General features: G+C 31.4%; 15 protein-coding genes. 11 read left to right on the forward strand and 4 right to left on the reverse strand.

Annotated features, from left to right (window positions below; genetic code table 11):
• Positions 1 to 4 precede the first annotated feature (4 nt).
• The 8 genes from AC15TD_RS02395 (at position 5) to nadD (ending at position 8,830) form a co-directional block, all read left to right on the forward strand.
• Positions 5 to 142, forward strand: coding sequence for a T9SS type A sorting domain-containing protein (locus AC15TD_RS02395; protein WP_484450577.1), 138 nt, complete (start codon positions 5 to 7; stop codon positions 140 to 142).
• Positions 143 to 165: 23 nt separating this feature from the next.
• Positions 166 to 1,650, forward strand: coding sequence for a right-handed parallel beta-helix repeat-containing protein (locus AC15TD_RS02400; RefSeq protein WP_484450542.1), 1,485 nt, complete (start codon positions 166 to 168; stop codon positions 1,648 to 1,650).
• 68 nt (positions 1,651 to 1,718) lie between these two features.
• Positions 1,719 to 3,305, forward strand: a complete 1,587-nt coding sequence (locus tag AC15TD_RS02405; protein ID WP_484450543.1) for a right-handed parallel beta-helix repeat-containing protein — start codon at positions 1,719 to 1,721, stop codon at positions 3,303 to 3,305.
• Positions 3,306 to 3,321: 16 nt separating this feature from the next.
• A complete protein-coding gene (locus AC15TD_RS02410) occupies positions 3,322 to 4,755 on the forward strand; it encodes a sulfatase (protein WP_484450544.1) in 1,434 nt (477 codons plus the stop codon).
• Between the two features lie 60 nt (positions 4,756 to 4,815).
• Entirely contained in the window at positions 4,816 to 6,390 is a 1,575-nt protein-coding gene (locus AC15TD_RS02415; RefSeq protein WP_484450545.1) for a sulfatase, read from the forward strand.
• A gap of 378 nt (positions 6,391 to 6,768) precedes the next feature.
• The gene (locus AC15TD_RS02420; RefSeq protein ID WP_484450546.1) at positions 6,769 to 7,626 is read left to right on the forward strand and encodes a YicC/YloC family endoribonuclease; all 858 of its coding nucleotides are present in this window, start codon (positions 6,769 to 6,771) and stop codon (positions 7,624 to 7,626) included.
• Between the two features lie 25 nt (positions 7,627 to 7,651).
• Entirely contained in the window at positions 7,652 to 8,242 is a 591-nt protein-coding gene (gene gmk / locus AC15TD_RS02425; protein ID WP_484450547.1) for a guanylate kinase, read from the forward strand.
• A gap of 9 nt (positions 8,243 to 8,251) precedes the next feature.
• Positions 8,252 to 8,830, forward strand: coding sequence for a nicotinate (nicotinamide) nucleotide adenylyltransferase (gene nadD / locus AC15TD_RS02430; protein WP_484450548.1), 579 nt, complete (start codon positions 8,252 to 8,254; stop codon positions 8,828 to 8,830).
• Between the two features lie 4 nt (positions 8,831 to 8,834).
• On the opposite strand, the gene AC15TD_RS02435 is transcribed toward nadD, so the two are convergent.
• The 3 genes from AC15TD_RS02435 to AC15TD_RS02445 form a co-directional block, all read right to left on the reverse strand.
• Positions 8,835 to 9,761, reverse strand: a complete 927-nt coding sequence (locus tag AC15TD_RS02435; protein WP_484450549.1) for a DUF6624 domain-containing protein — start codon at positions 9,759 to 9,761, stop codon at positions 8,835 to 8,837.
• A 4-nt stretch (positions 9,762 to 9,765) separates the two neighbouring features.
• On the reverse strand, positions 9,766 to 10,146 hold the full coding sequence (locus tag AC15TD_RS02440) for a MotA/TolQ/ExbB proton channel family protein (RefSeq protein ID WP_484450550.1): 381 nt from the start codon (positions 10,144 to 10,146) through the stop codon (positions 9,766 to 9,768).
• A gap of 212 nt (positions 10,147 to 10,358) precedes the next feature.
• Positions 10,359 to 11,306, reverse strand: coding sequence for a nicotinic acid mononucleotide adenyltransferase (locus tag AC15TD_RS02445; protein WP_484450551.1), 948 nt, complete (start codon positions 11,304 to 11,306; stop codon positions 10,359 to 10,361).
• A gap of 217 nt (positions 11,307 to 11,523) precedes the next feature.
• Between AC15TD_RS02445 and AC15TD_RS02450 the strand changes: the two genes are divergently transcribed.
• Entirely contained in the window at positions 11,524 to 12,525 is a 1,002-nt protein-coding gene (locus tag AC15TD_RS02450) for an NAD(P)H-dependent glycerol-3-phosphate dehydrogenase (RefSeq protein WP_484450552.1), read from the forward strand.
• A gap of 145 nt (positions 12,526 to 12,670) precedes the next feature.
• Here AC15TD_RS02450 and AC15TD_RS02455 read toward each other — a convergent pair whose 3' ends face one another.
• Positions 12,671 to 13,066: a hypothetical protein gene (locus AC15TD_RS02455; protein WP_484450553.1), complete on the reverse strand. Its 396-nt coding sequence runs from the start codon at positions 13,064 to 13,066 to the stop codon at positions 12,671 to 12,673.
• Positions 13,067 to 13,210: 144 nt separating this feature from the next.
• Here AC15TD_RS02455 and AC15TD_RS02460 point away from each other — a divergent pair, with 144 nt between their 5' ends.
• Entirely contained in the window at positions 13,211 to 15,802 is a 2,592-nt protein-coding gene (locus AC15TD_RS02460; protein ID WP_484450554.1) for a DUF2339 domain-containing protein, read from the forward strand.
• A complete protein-coding gene (locus tag AC15TD_RS02465; RefSeq protein ID WP_484450555.1) occupies positions 15,786 to 17,018 on the forward strand; it encodes a DUF3999 family protein in 1,233 nt (410 codons plus the stop codon). The genes AC15TD_RS02460 and AC15TD_RS02465 overlap by 17 nt, the downstream gene beginning before the upstream one ends.
• The last annotated feature ends 101 nt before the right edge of the window (positions 17,019 to 17,119 follow it).

Consider the following 17,119-nt stretch of genomic DNA (forward strand, 5'->3'; position numbering starts at 1 on the left):
TGATTTGAATGGCAGACTTATAAGAAGTTCTAAAGAATCAAAATCAGCAACCATAGACGTTAGCCATTTTGCTAAAGGCCTATATGTATTTAAAATAATTTCAAATCAAAATGTGTCTAACTATCAAATAGTAGTCAACTAATTGAATAATTCACCCTGTTTAACATGAAAAGCATAGTATGTGTTTTAAGTTTTTTACTGCTTTTTTCTAGCTGTACAAAAGCTTACTATGTTAACGCTGAATTTGGTAATGATTCTAATTCCGGAAAATCTCCTTCTAAAGCATGGGCTTCATTACAAAAAGTTAACCAAACCATTTTTAAACCCGGGAATAAAATTCTGTTTAAATCAGGAACAACTTACTACGGACAATTAGAACCAAAAGGAAGTGGTATTAAAACAAAGCCAATCCTTATTGATCGGTATGGATTAGGAAAAAAACCAGGGATTTATGGAAACGGTGAGCAATTGCATACGCTTTTACTTCATAACGTTGAATGTTGGGAAATTAAAAATTTAGAAATAACAAATACTGGTAAAGAACGAGCAGCAAATAGAAGAGCTGTTATTATAAGAGCTGAAAATTTTGGTGAATGCCACTATATAGTTTTAGATAGTTTAGAAATACATCATGTTAATGGTAGTTTAGTAAAAAAAGACGGCGGAGGCAGTGCGATACTTTGGGAAAATTTAGGAGAAAAAATCCCAACTCGCTTTGTAGATTTAATAATTCAGAACAATTATCTGCATCATTGTGGGAGAAATGGTATTAACTCAAAAGGAAATACAAAAAGAGACAAATGGTTTCCTAGTACTGGCGTCGTAATTCGTAATAATTTATTAGAATATATTCCTGGAGATGGCATTGTGCCTATTGGTTGTGAAGGCGCCATTATTGAAAATAATGTACTTCGTGATTTTCCGGATACCCTTTCGCATGAAGAAGCTGCTGCGGGTATTTGGCCGTGGAGTTCAGATAATACATTAATTCAATATAATGAAGTAAGCGGACACAAAGCTAAATGGGATGGACAGGGCTTTGACTCTGATTACAATTGTATAGGGACTATAATTCAATATAATTACAGTCATGATAATTACGGTGGTTTTCTACTAATATGTAATAATGGGTTTACTTTCGAAAGTAGGGGAAATATAGGAACAAAAAACACTATTATAAGGCATAATATTAGTATTGACGACGGTATACGACCTTATCCCACAAAACAAAAAGGCGATTTTTCTCCTATTTTTCACATAACTGGACCTACTGAAAACACGTATATTCATAACAATATTATCATCCATTCAAAAGCGATATTAGATAATACCATCGTGACTATGGACAATTGGGGAAACCTATGGCCTGTAAATACCTTATTTGAAAATAATATATTCTATTCTGAGGTATCAAGCAAATTCACATTTGGAGAAGATATAGAAACTAAATTTAATAGCAATAATTATTACGGCACTATAGAAAATCTTCCTAAAGACTTAAACGCTATTTTTAGTAAACCTAATTTTATAAATGAAAATGCAAGGGGCAGTGGGTTTGACATATTAAAAAACTTTATGCTAAAAACAAACGATTCACTTTTAAAAAGGAATATTGGGGCGTCCAACAAAATTTTAGTTAACATAAAATAATTATTAAAATGCTTATAAAATCTAGATTTTCACTTTTAATTATATTTCTTTTTTTTCATTATGGTCTTATGGCCAAGGATTATTATGTGCATCCAAAATTAGGAAGTGATTCAAATAATGGATTAACTAAAGAATTTCCATTAAAAACACTCTCTCGTATTTCCAAAATAAAATTGCAACCAGGAGATAGAGTGTTATTGGCACCAGATCAATTGTATAAAACTGGAATTAGTTTGATAAACCAAAATGGAACAAAAGATAACCCAATTGTTATTACAACTGTTAATTGGAGTTCTTCAGAACCCATAATGTCTGCAATCATTGATTTTAAAGGAAGTCCTAATGGTATCCTTATTCAAGATTGTAGTTTTATAGAAGTGTCCAATTTGAATTTGACTGCAGATGGTTTTTTAATTGATGATAATGAAAAAATGCGCTGTGGCATATTGGTAAATAATAACGATTCAACTTTGATGGAACATATAGTAATAAAAAACATTACTATTTATGACGTGTTTTATGAAAACTTAGGTTTTGTTCGCGGGAAAGAAGAAGTAAAAACAGCCAATGGTACACAAAGATATGGTTGGGGAATACGTGTCATGAATAAGAACCCTAAAACATTAATTGAAGATATTCAAATTAAAAATTGTACTATAAATAGTGTTTCACACACCGGTATTAAATTGACAGGAAATTCTAAAAACATTGGAGATGTAAAGATTTTTGGAAATACGCTAGAAAAAACGGGTGGCCCGGGAATTCAAATGTCTGGCGTAAAAAATGTTTATGTGTCTAATAATGTCGTATCCCATTCTGGAAGTGATGACGATTCAAGAAAATGGGGTCGTGGCAGTGGGCTATGGACATGGGGATCTAGCAAAGTATTAATAGAGAAAAATAAATTTTTATATGCCAATGGGCCAGGAGATTCGGCTGGTGCTCATATCGATTATAACTGTGATAATGTCGTTTTGCAATATAATTTGAGTGCTTATAATGCTGGTGGCTTTTGTGAAATATTAGGTAATAATTATAATTGTAGTTACCGCTATAATATAAGTGTTAATGACGGTCATAGAGTTAAAGGTGTAAATGGGGCTTTTCAAGAAGGTAAAATTTTATGGTTAAGTGGATATCAGGGCACAAAGAAAAAAAGAAAAGGCCCTGTAAATTCCTATATCTACAATAATACGATATATTGTGATTCTTCTGTTGTTGCCAAAATAGCCATAGATAACACAAGCCATGGCATCCTGATTGCTAATAATATATTTTATTTGGAGGGTGATTCAAAGGCGGTGTTGGGCGACCAATACAAACCAGATAGTACATCTGGAGATTCAGCAAATAATGTTTTTTTTAAAAATAATTTATTTTTGAATAAAGAAAACTGGCCAAAAAATACGGGATTAATGGACGTAGCTCCTATCATTGGGAATCCAAAGTTTAAAAACAAGGGAGGCGTTGAAGCTAAAGATTATACGCCTGAAAATTATAATTTAGTACAATATAAGGGTATTAATATTGAATTACTTCCTAACGATACTGAAGGATTACTACGATCGCTTAAACTTGAAAACGATATACTAGGAAACCAAATTGGAGCAAATCCTAGTATAGGTGCTGTAGAGCCCAATGCTTTTAATGAATAAATTTTATATAAGACTTATGAGTGTTTTTAAAACAAAATGGATTTTTATTTTTTTATTTTTTAGCTTTCAGTATTTGGTATCACAAAATCTAAAAAATAAACCAAACATATTATTTATAGCTGTAGATGATTTGCGACCAGAATTAGGATGCTATGGCCAATCACAGATTAAATCACCCAATATTGATAAATTGGCCGAATCGGGTTTGCTTTTTAATCGCTCGTATTGCAATGTACCTGTTTGCGGTGCATCTCGGGCAAGTTTACTATCTGGCGTGCGACCTAACCGCAATCGTTTTGTTGGTGCACATGTAAGTCAAGATGAAGAACTACCTGGCGTGTTAAGCCTACCTATGCATTTTAAAAATAATGGCTATTACACGGTTTCATTAGGTAAAATTTATCATAAACGCCCAGATGCTATTGGTAGTTGGAGTATTCCTGAATATTTCCCGAAATCAGACTGGAAAGGTTGGCAAGGATATGTTATGCCAGAATCCGATGCACTCATAAAAAAAGGGAAGTGGGGAATAGATGGCCCTAGCTTCGAGGCACCAGATGCACCTGATCATATTTACATGGATGGAATGATTGCTGACAGGGCTGTTGAGCATCTACAACAGTTTAAAAAAACGGGTCAGCCATTTTTCCTTGCTGTAGGGTTCCAACGTCCTCATCTACCATTTAATGCGCCTAAAAAGTATTGGGATATGTATAACTTTGATGATATACAACTTCCTGATAATATGTATAAACCAGACGGAGCACCCGATGAAAGCATGCATAATTTTTCTGAATTACGAGCATATACTGATGTTCCGGCAGAAGGGCCAATGGAGAAAGAGTTTATGCGAAAATTAATTCACGGATATTATGCATCGGTAAGTTATATGGATACCCAATTAGGTAAAGTATTGAAAGAATTAGAACGTTCTGGCTTAGCAGAAAATACCATTGTGATTCTATGGGGTGACCATGGATGGCATCTAGGTGAGCACGATTTATGGGTGAAACACTGTAATTTTGAAAAGGTTTTACGCACGCCTTTAATTTTAAGCGTGCCTGGGAAAAAAGAAAAAAATAAGACAGATGCATTAGTAGAACATGTTGATATTTATCCAACACTTTGTGAATTGGCAGGGCTACCAAAACCTTTTCATTTGCAAGGTAAAAGCTTCGCTCCTTTAATAGATAATCCAAATCAACCTTGGAAAGAAGCTATTTATAGTCGCTGGGTTAATGGAGAAACAATAGTAACTCAGTCTCATACCTATACAGAATGGTTTAATGACAAAGGTGAAAAAACAGCTCGCATGTTATATGATTTAACTAAGGATCCAGAAGAAAATGTTAATATTTCAGAGAAAAAGGAAAACAAAAAACTAGTTATTGAATTATCTGCAAAAATCAAAAATCACATAATAGAAAGAGACTATATAAAACTACCTTAGATTACGACTAGCATTATTTCGAGCACCATTGTACCTTTTGCAGTAATTAAAATTTTATATATGACTTTATTTAAAACAATATGGGTTTTTATTTTTTTCCTTTTCAACTTTCAGCAATTAGTATCACAAAATCTAAAAAGTAAACCTAATGTATTATTTATAATTTGTGATGATTTAAATGACTATCAAGGTGTGTTTGGTGGTCATCCGCAAGCGAAAACACCAAATATTGATAAACTGGCAGCTTCGGGGGTTCAGTTTATAAATGCACAATCCAATGTACCCGTTTGTTCGCCATCAAGAAACAGTTTGATTACTGGTGTCTATCCACATGTATCTAAAGATTATGGCTGGACAGACTTAAAGAAACAACCCGTTTTAAAAAACAATAAAACGCTTATACGTTATTTCAAGGAAAATGGCTATCGAACCTTAGGAACTGGAAAAATTACTCATGGGAGTATTGCAAAAGATTGGGATGATTGGGGTATGCCATTAGCACATAATTATGGTCCTATCTATTTTGATGGAGAAAAAAACACAAGTAACCCTGCTGTTCCGGCACCTTTTAATTCAATCGGAGGTATTGATGGATCCTTTGGTAGGCTTTCTGTTGCTACCTCTTCGGGTATTGAAGGCGAAAAAGGTTGGGTTTACGGATGGGATAAAAAACCAATGCGATACATAAATGATGATGACCGAGACTTAATGCAAGATGAATTACATGCGCAATGGGCTGTAAAAAAAATAAAAGAACTTGAAAGTAGTCAAGACAAACAGCCTTTCTTTTTAGGGATAGGTTTTGTTAGACCTCATACACCATTGCATGTGCCAGATACATATTTCGACATGTTTCCTTTAGATGAAATTCAATTAGAAAACTGGTTGGTTGATGATGAAAAAGACACTTATTACAAAGAAAATTTTAATCCAGACGATAGTGATAACAATAAAGGACCAAGATATTATAGAATGCTATTGGAGTCTTATGGTGGAAACCGAGAACTAGCTATTAAACATTTCTTACAAGCTTATTTAGCCTGTGTAGCTTTTGTTGATGACCAAGTTGGAAAAGTAGTAGATGCATTGAATGATAGTGATTATAAAGACAATACAATTATCGTTTTTACGAGTGATCATGGTTGGCAAATGGGTGAAAAACAATACTTGTTTAAAAATTCACCTTGGGAAGAAAGTGCAAGAATTCCCATGGTAATTAAAACACCTTCCTCTAAAGCAGGTCTTAAAATAGCACAACCCGTTTCGCTAATTGATTTATACCCTTCTTTAAAAGACTATTGCAATTTAACTGGAGACAATAAGATTAATGCACAAGGCGGTGATTTAGGAGGTTATAGTTTAAAACCACTAATAGAGGAAACAGGACAATGGCATGGCCCTAATGGAGCCCTAACAGTTGTTGGAAATTACGGAATTAATATACCTATGGAAAAACAAAATTTTTCATATAGAACAAAAAAGTGGCGGTATATTAGATATAGTAATGGTCAAGAAGAATTATATAACCATGAAGCAGATTCATATGAATGGCATAATCTTGCTAACAAAATGGAATATAGTGCTATTAAAGCCCAACTTATTAATGAAATGAATCATATTATAACCCATGAATGAAGCGTTGTTATGTCCATTATATATAAGTATTGGATAAACACTTATTATTGGTTAGAGAATACATCAATCTAGCGTACAACGCCATTTTAAGAAATCTTGGAAAAGCTTTTTTCGTTGTTAAAATTTACTTTTTAAGTATCACTCAGGTTTTTACAATCAGATAGTTAAAAAATTTCCTTTATGTTATTTAGGTTCATATATTCAGGAAAAAACCAAACCTAGATTATGAGAGACGAAGAAAATATAAGTACTTACACTCCCTTTGTCTATTATTCTTGCCTAAAAAAACAAGAATTCTTATCAAAAAACGAAACAATCATTAAGTGTTTTCTATACCTATGGATTTAATTACCTTTGTACAACTTTATTTATAAGCATATGATATATTCAATGACCGGTTACGGCAAATCTGTTTTGCAATTACCTACAAAAAAGATAAGTGTTGAGTTGAAATCACTTAACAGTAAAAATCTAGATTTAAATGCCAGAATGCCATCCATTTATAGAGAAAAAGAACTTCCCATTCGAAAACTTTTAGCAGATAGATTAGAACGTGGAAAAATAGACTTCTCTATTTATGTCGAAATGACTGCGGAAGATACCTCAACGCAAATTAATGAGCCCGTTGTTAAACAATATATCAATCAATTAAAAAAAGTGGTTAATGGTGATGAGATTGAGCTTTTAAAAATGGCTGTTAGATTCCCTGATGCTTTAAATACCGTTCGTGAAGAAATTGATGAAAGCGAATGGAAGTCTATTGAAAATGAAATTATTTCAACCATCAACCTCATTAATAAATACCGTTTAGATGAAGGAAACGTTCTTGAAGAAGACTTTAAAAACCGTATAGAAATTATTGATGATTTACTGGAGCAAGTCATTGCTATGGATCCAGAAAGAATACAAGGTGTTCGCGATCGTTTAACTAAAGGTGTTGAAGAATTGAAAGAAAAATATGACGAAAACAGGTTTCAACAAGAGCTGGTTTATTATATTGAAAAATTCGATATTACTGAGGAAAAAGTGCGTTTAAAAAATCACTTATCTTATTTTATTGAAGCCCTAAATTCAACCGATTCTAATGGTAAAAAACTTGGTTTTATTAGTCAGGAAATAGGAAGAGAAATTAATACTATTGGCTCAAAAAGTAATTACGCACCGATGCAGCAGCTCGTAGTTCAAATGAAAGACGAGCTCGAAAAAATTAAGGAACAACTATTAAATGTCTTATAGAAAAAGACCCTTTAAAATTTAGAACTTGAGTATACAAAATAACAACAATAAAGGAAAATTAATAGTGTTTTCGGCACCTTCTGGATCTGGAAAAACTACCATTGTAAGACATTTGCTAGGTCTTGAAGATTTAAATTTAGAATTTTCAATCTCTGCAACATCACGTGAAAAACGTGGTGATGAGGCACATGGGAAAGATTACTATTTTTTATCGGCTAAAGAATTTAAAACTAAAATTAAAAATGACGAATTCTTGGAGTGGGAAGAAGTTTATCGTGATAATTTTTATGGCACTTTAAAAAGCGAAGTTGAACGTATTTGGGCAAAAGGCAAACATGTTATTTTTGATATTGATGTGTCTGGAGGCTTGCGTATTAAACGGAAATTTCCTGAAGAGACCTTGGCTATTTTTATAAAACCGCCTAGTATTGATGAACTTAAAATTCGGCTTAAAAAACGTAAAACCGAGAGTGACGATAAGATAAATATGCGCATCTCTAAAGCTTCTGCAGAATTGGCTACAGCGCCCCTGTTTGATGTTATTATTGTAAATCGTGATTTAAAAATAGCACTTGTTGAAGCTGAAAACTTAGTTAAAAACTTTGTAAAATCTTAACGAGAACAAATGAAGGTAGGATTGTTTTTTGGTTCGTTTAATCCCATTCATATCGGTCATCTGGTTATTGCCAATCATATTGCTGAATATAGTGATTTAGAACAGGTTTGGTTTGTAGTGACACCTCACAGTCCTTTTAAAAAGAAACATTCTTTGTTAGACAATTATCAACGTTTAGAAATGGTTTACAGAGCTACAAAAGACTACACAAAACTTAACCCATGCGATATTGAATTTAACTTGCCTCAACCAAATTACACCATTAATACCTTAGCGCATTTACAAGAAAAATACCCAACCCATGAGTTTGCTTTAATTATGGGTGAAGACAACTTAAAAAGCTTTCATAAATGGAAGAACTACGAGCTTATTCTTGAAAATCATCATGTTTATGTATACCCGAGAGTTTCTGAAAACAATGTGGAAACTCAATTCGATGTGCATAAAAAAATTCATTCTATAAATGCGCCTATTATGGAGCTATCATCTACTTTTATTCGTAGATCTATAAAAGAAGGTAAAAATGTGCAACCCATGCTGCCTCAACATGTTTGGGAATACCTAGATGAAATGAATTTTTACAAATAACTATCTATATTTTAGTTTTTTGAATAACGTTCCAATCATAGTCTATTTTTCGTATTAGATAATCCTTTAATGGTTCCAAGCCAATTTTCTTTCTCCGCTCATCAACATATTCTGGATCTTTAATAGGAAATGGTTCTAGTTTTCGTTTAGACGTATACCTAAACTGCATACCATATATTTGAAGTTTGTTGTCGTTCACAAGAATTCTATCTTGTATTTTGGCGTATTCTAAACAACTTCCTTCTTTTTCTAAACAAGATTGCTTTATTTTATCTAAATATTTCTTTCTAACGGAATCATTTTCATGATGATTAATTACTAATAAAGGAGCATCTGCCGCAAGTTTTCCAACAAGAGAATATTTTGGCCAACCATATTCTTCAATAAGCCTTTGCATAGTTTTATAATTGTCTTTTCCTATTTGTTGCTTAAACGCATTCAACGGATAATACCAATGTGGAATATCTCCATTTTCTCTAAAATAAACTCGCCCCTGTTTTATAAAATAATCTAATGATTGATCTTTTAAAATTATATTAAGTAATTGCCTTGTATAGCCTAATTGTTTAAGGCTTCCATTCACTTCTTGAAACCTTTGTAATTGTTCATTTTCAATTTTTAACCATCGCTCATCATCAATTAGGGCATACAAATCAGAATCTGTTAATGCCCACAAAGAAGTGTCATATTTCAAAGCAATATTTAAATATTTAAAAGCACTATCCTTTTGGAAAGTTAATGCATAACTACAAGCTAAATTATAGGTATTCCTCCATTTGCTTGGAAACTTTTTATATTCCGCTTTATATGATTCAATAGCAGTTACTAAATCTCCGTTTTTTCGCAATATGTCACCTTCTGAAAAAGAGGCTTGAGAAAAACAAATATTTCCGATTAAAACTAAAATCAATACTTTTAATAAACATCTCATTTTGTTAGGTCTTAATAGTTTTTAGATTGAATGTCCCTCTTAAAATTTTACAAATAATAAAAAGACAAATTCCTAACACTGGTGTTATTAAAGCATTAGCAACCCCTAGAAATATAATACTTGGGTTAATACCTCCAGCTTTTCCTATAAAGTAGAAACTATGCATTAAACCTAACAATAAAGAAAATACACTAGATATAAGTATCCAAAAGGCTGACATGTTAACTTTTGAATTGTGGAATGTTATTAAACGCTCATTCGCTTCAATATTTCTAACTTTTATTTTTTTTACAAAATGATAAATAGATATAGAAGTGAAACTAATAAATAAAATAACAAACTTTAAATCTCCATTTGTAATGAATTCAACAAAAGGCATTCTCATAATAATATGGTTTTAAATTAATACTTCAAAATTATAACGAGAATGCTTTAAAATATTTTTTTTGCGATGAATGAACCATTTATCTATGGTTTTAACTGATTTATTGAATTAAAAATTTAAATACAAAAAATTTAAAAAGGACATTAAATAAAAAAACCGCTTAAAGCATTCACTTTAAACGGTTTCTAAACTAACTAACTAAACTAACTAAACTATTTTGTTTCTCGAGTATTATTTCTCGGGTTTTCTATTTTGTCTTTTCTTTCTTTACGCAACTTTTCAGTGGTAGTCGTTTTACCTTTTGTATTTGCTGCTTTTAAATATTGAATAAACCCTCTTCCAGCAAATTGATAAACGGTTTGCGATGCTGGATGATATAACTCAATCTTTCCGTCATTTATAACGCTTAATTCAAAGTATTCATTGTTGAAGAAATCATAATCTAATGTTAAAGTTTTTAGGTACTCATTCCCGTTTATATTACCTACGCCATAAAGGCCTGTGTAATCCCAATATAAATTATTCACATTAGTTCCAAGTTGATCTTGAGAACTTCTAAATTCAGAATCATTACCCCCTGCTAAAAACTGTAAATAGTTTTCATTATCAAACTCATTAAGCACACCATAATCACTGGTATATATTTTTTCCCAAGCATCATATTCCTGTAAGAAATAATGAATATTATCATAAAACACAAAATCATAATCAAATACATTGCGTTGAGACCCTTTTAAAAAGTAAGACGTATCATTATTAGGGTTATAAAGTTCTATGGTATTATTATTTATTTGATACACATCAAAAGTTTCAAAACCATCAATATCATGATAGACATCTATAATCATATTATAGGCATCATAATCAGCTACTGCAATTCCATAGCCATTTCCAGTACTACCAATGCCTACCAAATTATTATTGGCGTACATAACGCCATTTTTAAACGAAACTGTAAACGCTTTTTGTAAAAAAGGAGTTGTACCATAACCAACGGTTTCATTAATATCTACATACCATAATTCATAAGAACTTAAAAGCTGGCTTATTGAAATAACTGGTTCATCTATTACATAATCGTCTACAATAACCTCTGTGTAACAAGAAGTAAAAAGTGTTGCTGATAAAGCAAATCCTAAAAGTAATTTTAAAGTTTTCATCTGTTCGGTTTTAAATTATTAAATGGTCAGATGTCATTCGCATGGTAAAGATTTCTTTTAAATTGAAATTTTGTAATGCTCATTTCATACGCCTAAATTTCATCGTTCTATTATGAGATATTCAAAACGCATGCCAAAAAATATTTTATAATGAAATTATAGGCTTAACAATCACTAATATTTTATGTATTTTTGAAACCATAACCCTTTTTTAAATATGAGTAATCAACTAAAATATGCTGTTTTTGGAGCCGGAAGTTGGGCGACTGCAATTGTGAAAATGCTTTGTGAAAATCTTCCTGAAGTAGGTTGGTATATGCGAAGTATTTATACCAAAGAGCATTTATTAAGAGAACAACACAACCCAAATTATTTAAGTTCTGTCGAGTTTCGTTTAGAGCAATTGAAATTAAGCAATGATATTAATGAGATTGCTGATTATGCCGATGTATTAATTTTTGTAATTCCTTCGGCCTTTATGCATAGTGAGCTTGAAAAATTAAACATTGATATTTCTAACAAGATTATTGTTTCGGCAGTTAAAGGTATCATGCCAGAAACGGGATTGTTGGTGGGCGAACATTTTAATACCTTTTATAAGGTCCCAATGGAAAACATAGCCGTTATTGCTGGTCCGTGTCACGCCGAGGAGGTTGCTTTAGAACGCTTATCGTACCTTACTATTTCTTGTAAAGATGCTGATAAAGCCAAAGAGATCGCTAAAAACTTATCAAGTGATTATATCAATACCAAAATTAGTGATGATATCATAGGCGTTGAATATGCGGTAATGCTTAAAAATATTTATGCTATAGCCGCAGGTATAGCTCATGGTTTAGGTTATGGTGATAACTTTCAAAGTGTATTAATGAGTAACGCCATTAGGGAAATGAGGCGTTTTATTAAGAAAATGCATAAAATGAAACGCAACATTAATAATTCGGCGTACTTAGGCGATTTGTTGGTAACTGGCTATTCTGTCTTTTCCCGAAACCGTATGTTTGGGAATATGATTGGTAAAGGTTATACTGTAAAATCTGCTCAAATGGAAATGAGTATGATTGCTGAAGGGTATTATGCCACAAAGAGTGCGCATTTACTCAATGAGAAAAACACAAAAAAAACCAAACTCCCTATTATTGATGCTGTATACGAAATACTTTATGAAGGTAAAGATCCCAAAAAAACCTTTAAGAAATTAACAGAGAAGTTAGATTAATTAATCCTTACAATTACAAACGTAGTAAAGCATTCTCATTCTCAATGCGCCGTCATTGCGAATGAAATGAAGCAATCTCACAATTTTTGAACTCCCATTTAATAGATTACTTCAGTGGTGCCTCCTTCGTAATGACGTTATATGGTTACTTAACCAAAACCCCTTTTGCCTGCATCAAAGGAATAGTCTGCAATGCATTAATGTTTATGCTGTTTTTTCTAAACAAATAGGTTTTATCAAACATACTATTCCCTTCGAAAAAAGAAACTTTAAAGGTGTTGTTTAATGCAAATAATGCTTCCTGCATCAGCTCTATTTTGGCATAACTTTTCTTAGGTAGTGTATCAAGTTTTTTTCTAAAAACTGATGTGGTCTTATCTTCAGAATAACCAGTGGTAACAATAAGCACCATATCTAAATCAACATCTTTATCGTTAATAATGTAAGCATTCCAGTCTTTCGTTTTATAAATCTCGTTATACTCATTTACAACAGCTACATAAACGTTTTCAACTTTAGGGATAGTTATGTCTTTTTTCACAAAAAAAAGGATTATATTAAAGTATCAAAAATACTGATTTTCATTCACTATGAATAAGCCAAATTGAAATGGTAATAAAAAAACACCTAAATTAGTTGTACTAATTATCGTTGCGATTATTGATTTTAATAAAACATAAGCCAGATGGATAATCAAGATAAAGTGAACGAGCTTTTAAATAAGTTAGAAGTTCTTTTAAAACAACAAGAGACATTTTCTAAGGAAGTTACCGATTTAAAACATGAATTAACCTTTTTAAAAACTTCTAAAACTGAAGAAAATATTGAAAAAGATACTATTGAAAAACAGACTATAGTTGAAGAATCTGTTATTGAAGAAACTCCAATTCAAAGACCTGTAGTTGCAGAAACTCCAAAAGGCTTTTATAGAGATATTAGTCATCGTGGTTTAGGTGGCGTTTGCTCTGGGTTAGGAAATTATTTAGGAATAAACAGATATGTGGTAAGATTCCTTTGGATTCTTATATCATTGTTTTTTGGTATCGGTTTTTTTCTGTACATCATCCTATGGATAGCCGTTCCAAAAATTAAACAAACAAGATCTTATCAAAAACCAATTCAAAAACCTATCCAAGAAGCTTCTGTTAAAGCGCCTTCAATAGAAAAAACAAAACAATTTGAATCTGCTAAAACACCACCTTCACATAAACCAATAAAAATAAATAACGATCTTGAAAAATTTATTGGAGAAAACCTGATAAACAAAATTGGTATTGCCATCTTGGTTATAGGTATTGCTATTGGTACAAAATACACTATTGATAATAATCTAATCAGCCCGCTTACTAGAATCGTTTTAGGCTATTTAGCTGGCATAGGATTAATGATTTTTGGTATGAAATTGAAAATAAAATATGAAAATTTTAGTGCTGTTTTAGTCAGTGGCGCCATGACCATTATGTATTTCATTACATATGCAGCATATGCTTATTACAATCTCATGCCCCAAGGGCTCACATTTGCACTTATGTTTATTTTTACCATTTTTACGGTTTTTGCCGCTCTAAAATATGACAATCAAATTATTGCTCTTATAGGACTAGTTGGTGCTTATGCTGTGCCATTTTTACTGGGTGATCATGATACCGTAATTCTTTTTAGTTATATAGCCATTATTAATATGGGAATTTTGGTACTGGCATTCAATAAATATTGGAAATCTCTTTATTATACGTCTTTTATTTTAACATGGCTTATTTTCTTTACGTGGTATGTTTCAAGCTACTATGGAACTGAGAACTTTACGGTGGCATTAAGTTTTATATTTCTATTTTTCTTAATATTTTATCTTACATTTCTTGGTTACAAACTCATAAAAAAGGAACAATTTGAAATACTGGATATCTTTTTACTATTAGCTAATTCATTTATTTTTTATGGCCTTGGATATAGCATTTTAAGTGACCATGAAACTGGTAAAGAATTATTAGGTCTTTTTACTCTTTTAAATGCCATTTTACATTTTATAGTAAGCGCAATCATTTACAAACTGAAACTTGCCGATAAAAATTTATTTTATTTAGTCTCTGGCTTAGTTTTAGTATTTATAACCATTGCTATACCCGTTCAGCTAGACGGAAATTGGGTAACCTTACTATGGACTGGAGAAGCCGCGCTACTATTCTGGATTGGTAGAACAAAACATATTTCTATTTATGAATATATCTCTTATCCCTTAATGATATTAGCCATTTTAAGTCTTTTCCAGGATTGGGGAAATGTATACTTAAACTTAGTGCCTTTTAATACTCCAGAAAAATTAACACCTATTTTAAATGTTCATTTTTTAAGTACAGCTTTGTTCGTTGCTGCCTTTGGGTTTATATATTATCTGAATAATAACAAACGTTATGAATCTCCAATCAAATCGAATGAAGGCCTATTAAAACTGGTTTCATTTGGCCTTCCAGCTGTTATTTTTAGTGCTATATATTTTGGCTTCTTATTAGAAATAGAACACTATTTTCAATCACTTTATAATGACTCTGAAATTACGATTGAAAACTATCAATATTTTAGTAATTATGATATATTAAAATTTAAAATTATTTGGATGTTTATTTATTCTATGACGTTTGTATCTATCCTAGCAATTTTTAATATTAAAAAAATTAAAAATAGAACCTTAGGGCTTGTCAATATAAGCCTCAATGGTGTTGTGGTTTTATTCTTTTTGTTTTTAGGCTTATACACGCTCAGCGAGTTAAGGGACCATTATCTCAATCAAAATCTTGCAGAATATTATCATATTGGAATATTTAATATGGTGATACGTTATGTTTCTTTTGTATTTCTTGCCTTAACCCTATGGGTAAGTTATCGATACACGAAAGCAAGCTTTATGAAAATTAATAACAAAATCAATTTCGGTATCTTACTCCACATAACGCTAATATGGATATTAAGTAGTGAACTTATTAATTTAATGGATCTTTCTGGATCTACACAGTCCTATAAATTAGGATTGAGTATCCTTTGGGGTTTTTATTCATTATCTTTAATTGGATTGGGCATATGGAAAAAACAAAAGCATTTACGTATTCTGGCCATAGTTCTGTTCTCAATAACCTTAATAAAACTTTTCTTTTATGATATTGCGCATTTAGGAACCATTTCAAAAACCATTGTATTTGTTTCTTTAGGATTGCTGCTTTTAATCATTTCTTTTCTCTATAATAAATTTAAGAATCAAATAGCTGATGAAACTGAAAACTAAACTCTCTACCATTCTTTTTGCACTGGTTATTACCTATGCTAATGCACAAATGAAGGACTATCATTTTAAAAGAGAATTATCAGGTATTACTAGCTCTTGGCACAAGCTCATTTTACCGGATGAGTTTTATAAGAACGTATCTCAAAATTTATCTGATATCAGGGTTTTTGGAATTACAGCAAAACAAGACACCATTGAAGCATCTTATGTATGGCGTATTAAAAGTGAAAAAACAGAAAATACACCTATAGATTTTAAAATTCTTAATAGTTCTATAACTGAAAACGGTTATTATTTCACACTGCAAGTGCCAACACAAACACCTATAAATAATTTGGAATTAGCTTTTAAGCAATTCAATTTTGACTGGCGTGTTAAATTAGAAGGAAGTCAAAATCAATTAGATTGGTTTACTATCGTTGATGACTACAGAATTCTATCTATAAAAAATGCCGAAACATCGTATCAATATACCCATATAACATTTCCAAGTTCAAGTTATCAATTCTTTAGGTTAGTTATAAAAAGTGATAAAAAACCCGATTTAAAAGATGTTAAAGTCTATTTTAATAAGGTTTTTAATGGTGTTTATAATGATTACAGTGTTAAGAATATTCAAACGAAAGAAGACCCCATTAACAAAAGTACGGTACTAAACATCAATCTTAAAAATACGGTTCCTATTAGCTATATAAACATTCATGTAAACGGTGACTTTGACTATTATCGCCATGTTACATTGCAATATGTATCTGATAGTATTAATACCGAAAAAGGATGGCAGTATAACTATAGAACCTTAACGCATGGTATGCTTAATTCTATTGAAACTAACAGCTTTAAATTTAAAAGCGCTATTCTTAAAAAAATTAAAATTACTATAGAAAATCAAGATAACGAACCCTTATCTATTGATTCTGTTGATGTAAAAGGATATGTCCATGAAATGACCATAAGGTTTACAGAACCAGCAACCTACTATTTAACTTACGGAAATTCTTTTGCCTACAAACCAAATTATGATATAGAGCGTTTTACTTCAAAAATTCCAGATACATTAACGGCTTTAAAATTAGCTAAAGAACAAATTATTGAGAAACCAACAATTCCTATTAAGAAACCAATATTTGAAAATAAACTTTGGCTTTGGGGATTAATTTTAATAACGGTATTACTTCTTGGTTGGTTTACATTAAAAATGATAAAAGCAAGGTAATATTTTAAAAATCTCAACAAAAGGGCATTCTTTTTCTAAAACTTTTAATAATTCTTGTTTATCCTTTGAATAAGCATTAATTTAACAATCCCATACCAATT

The organism is Yeosuana sp., from assembly GCF_057126245.1.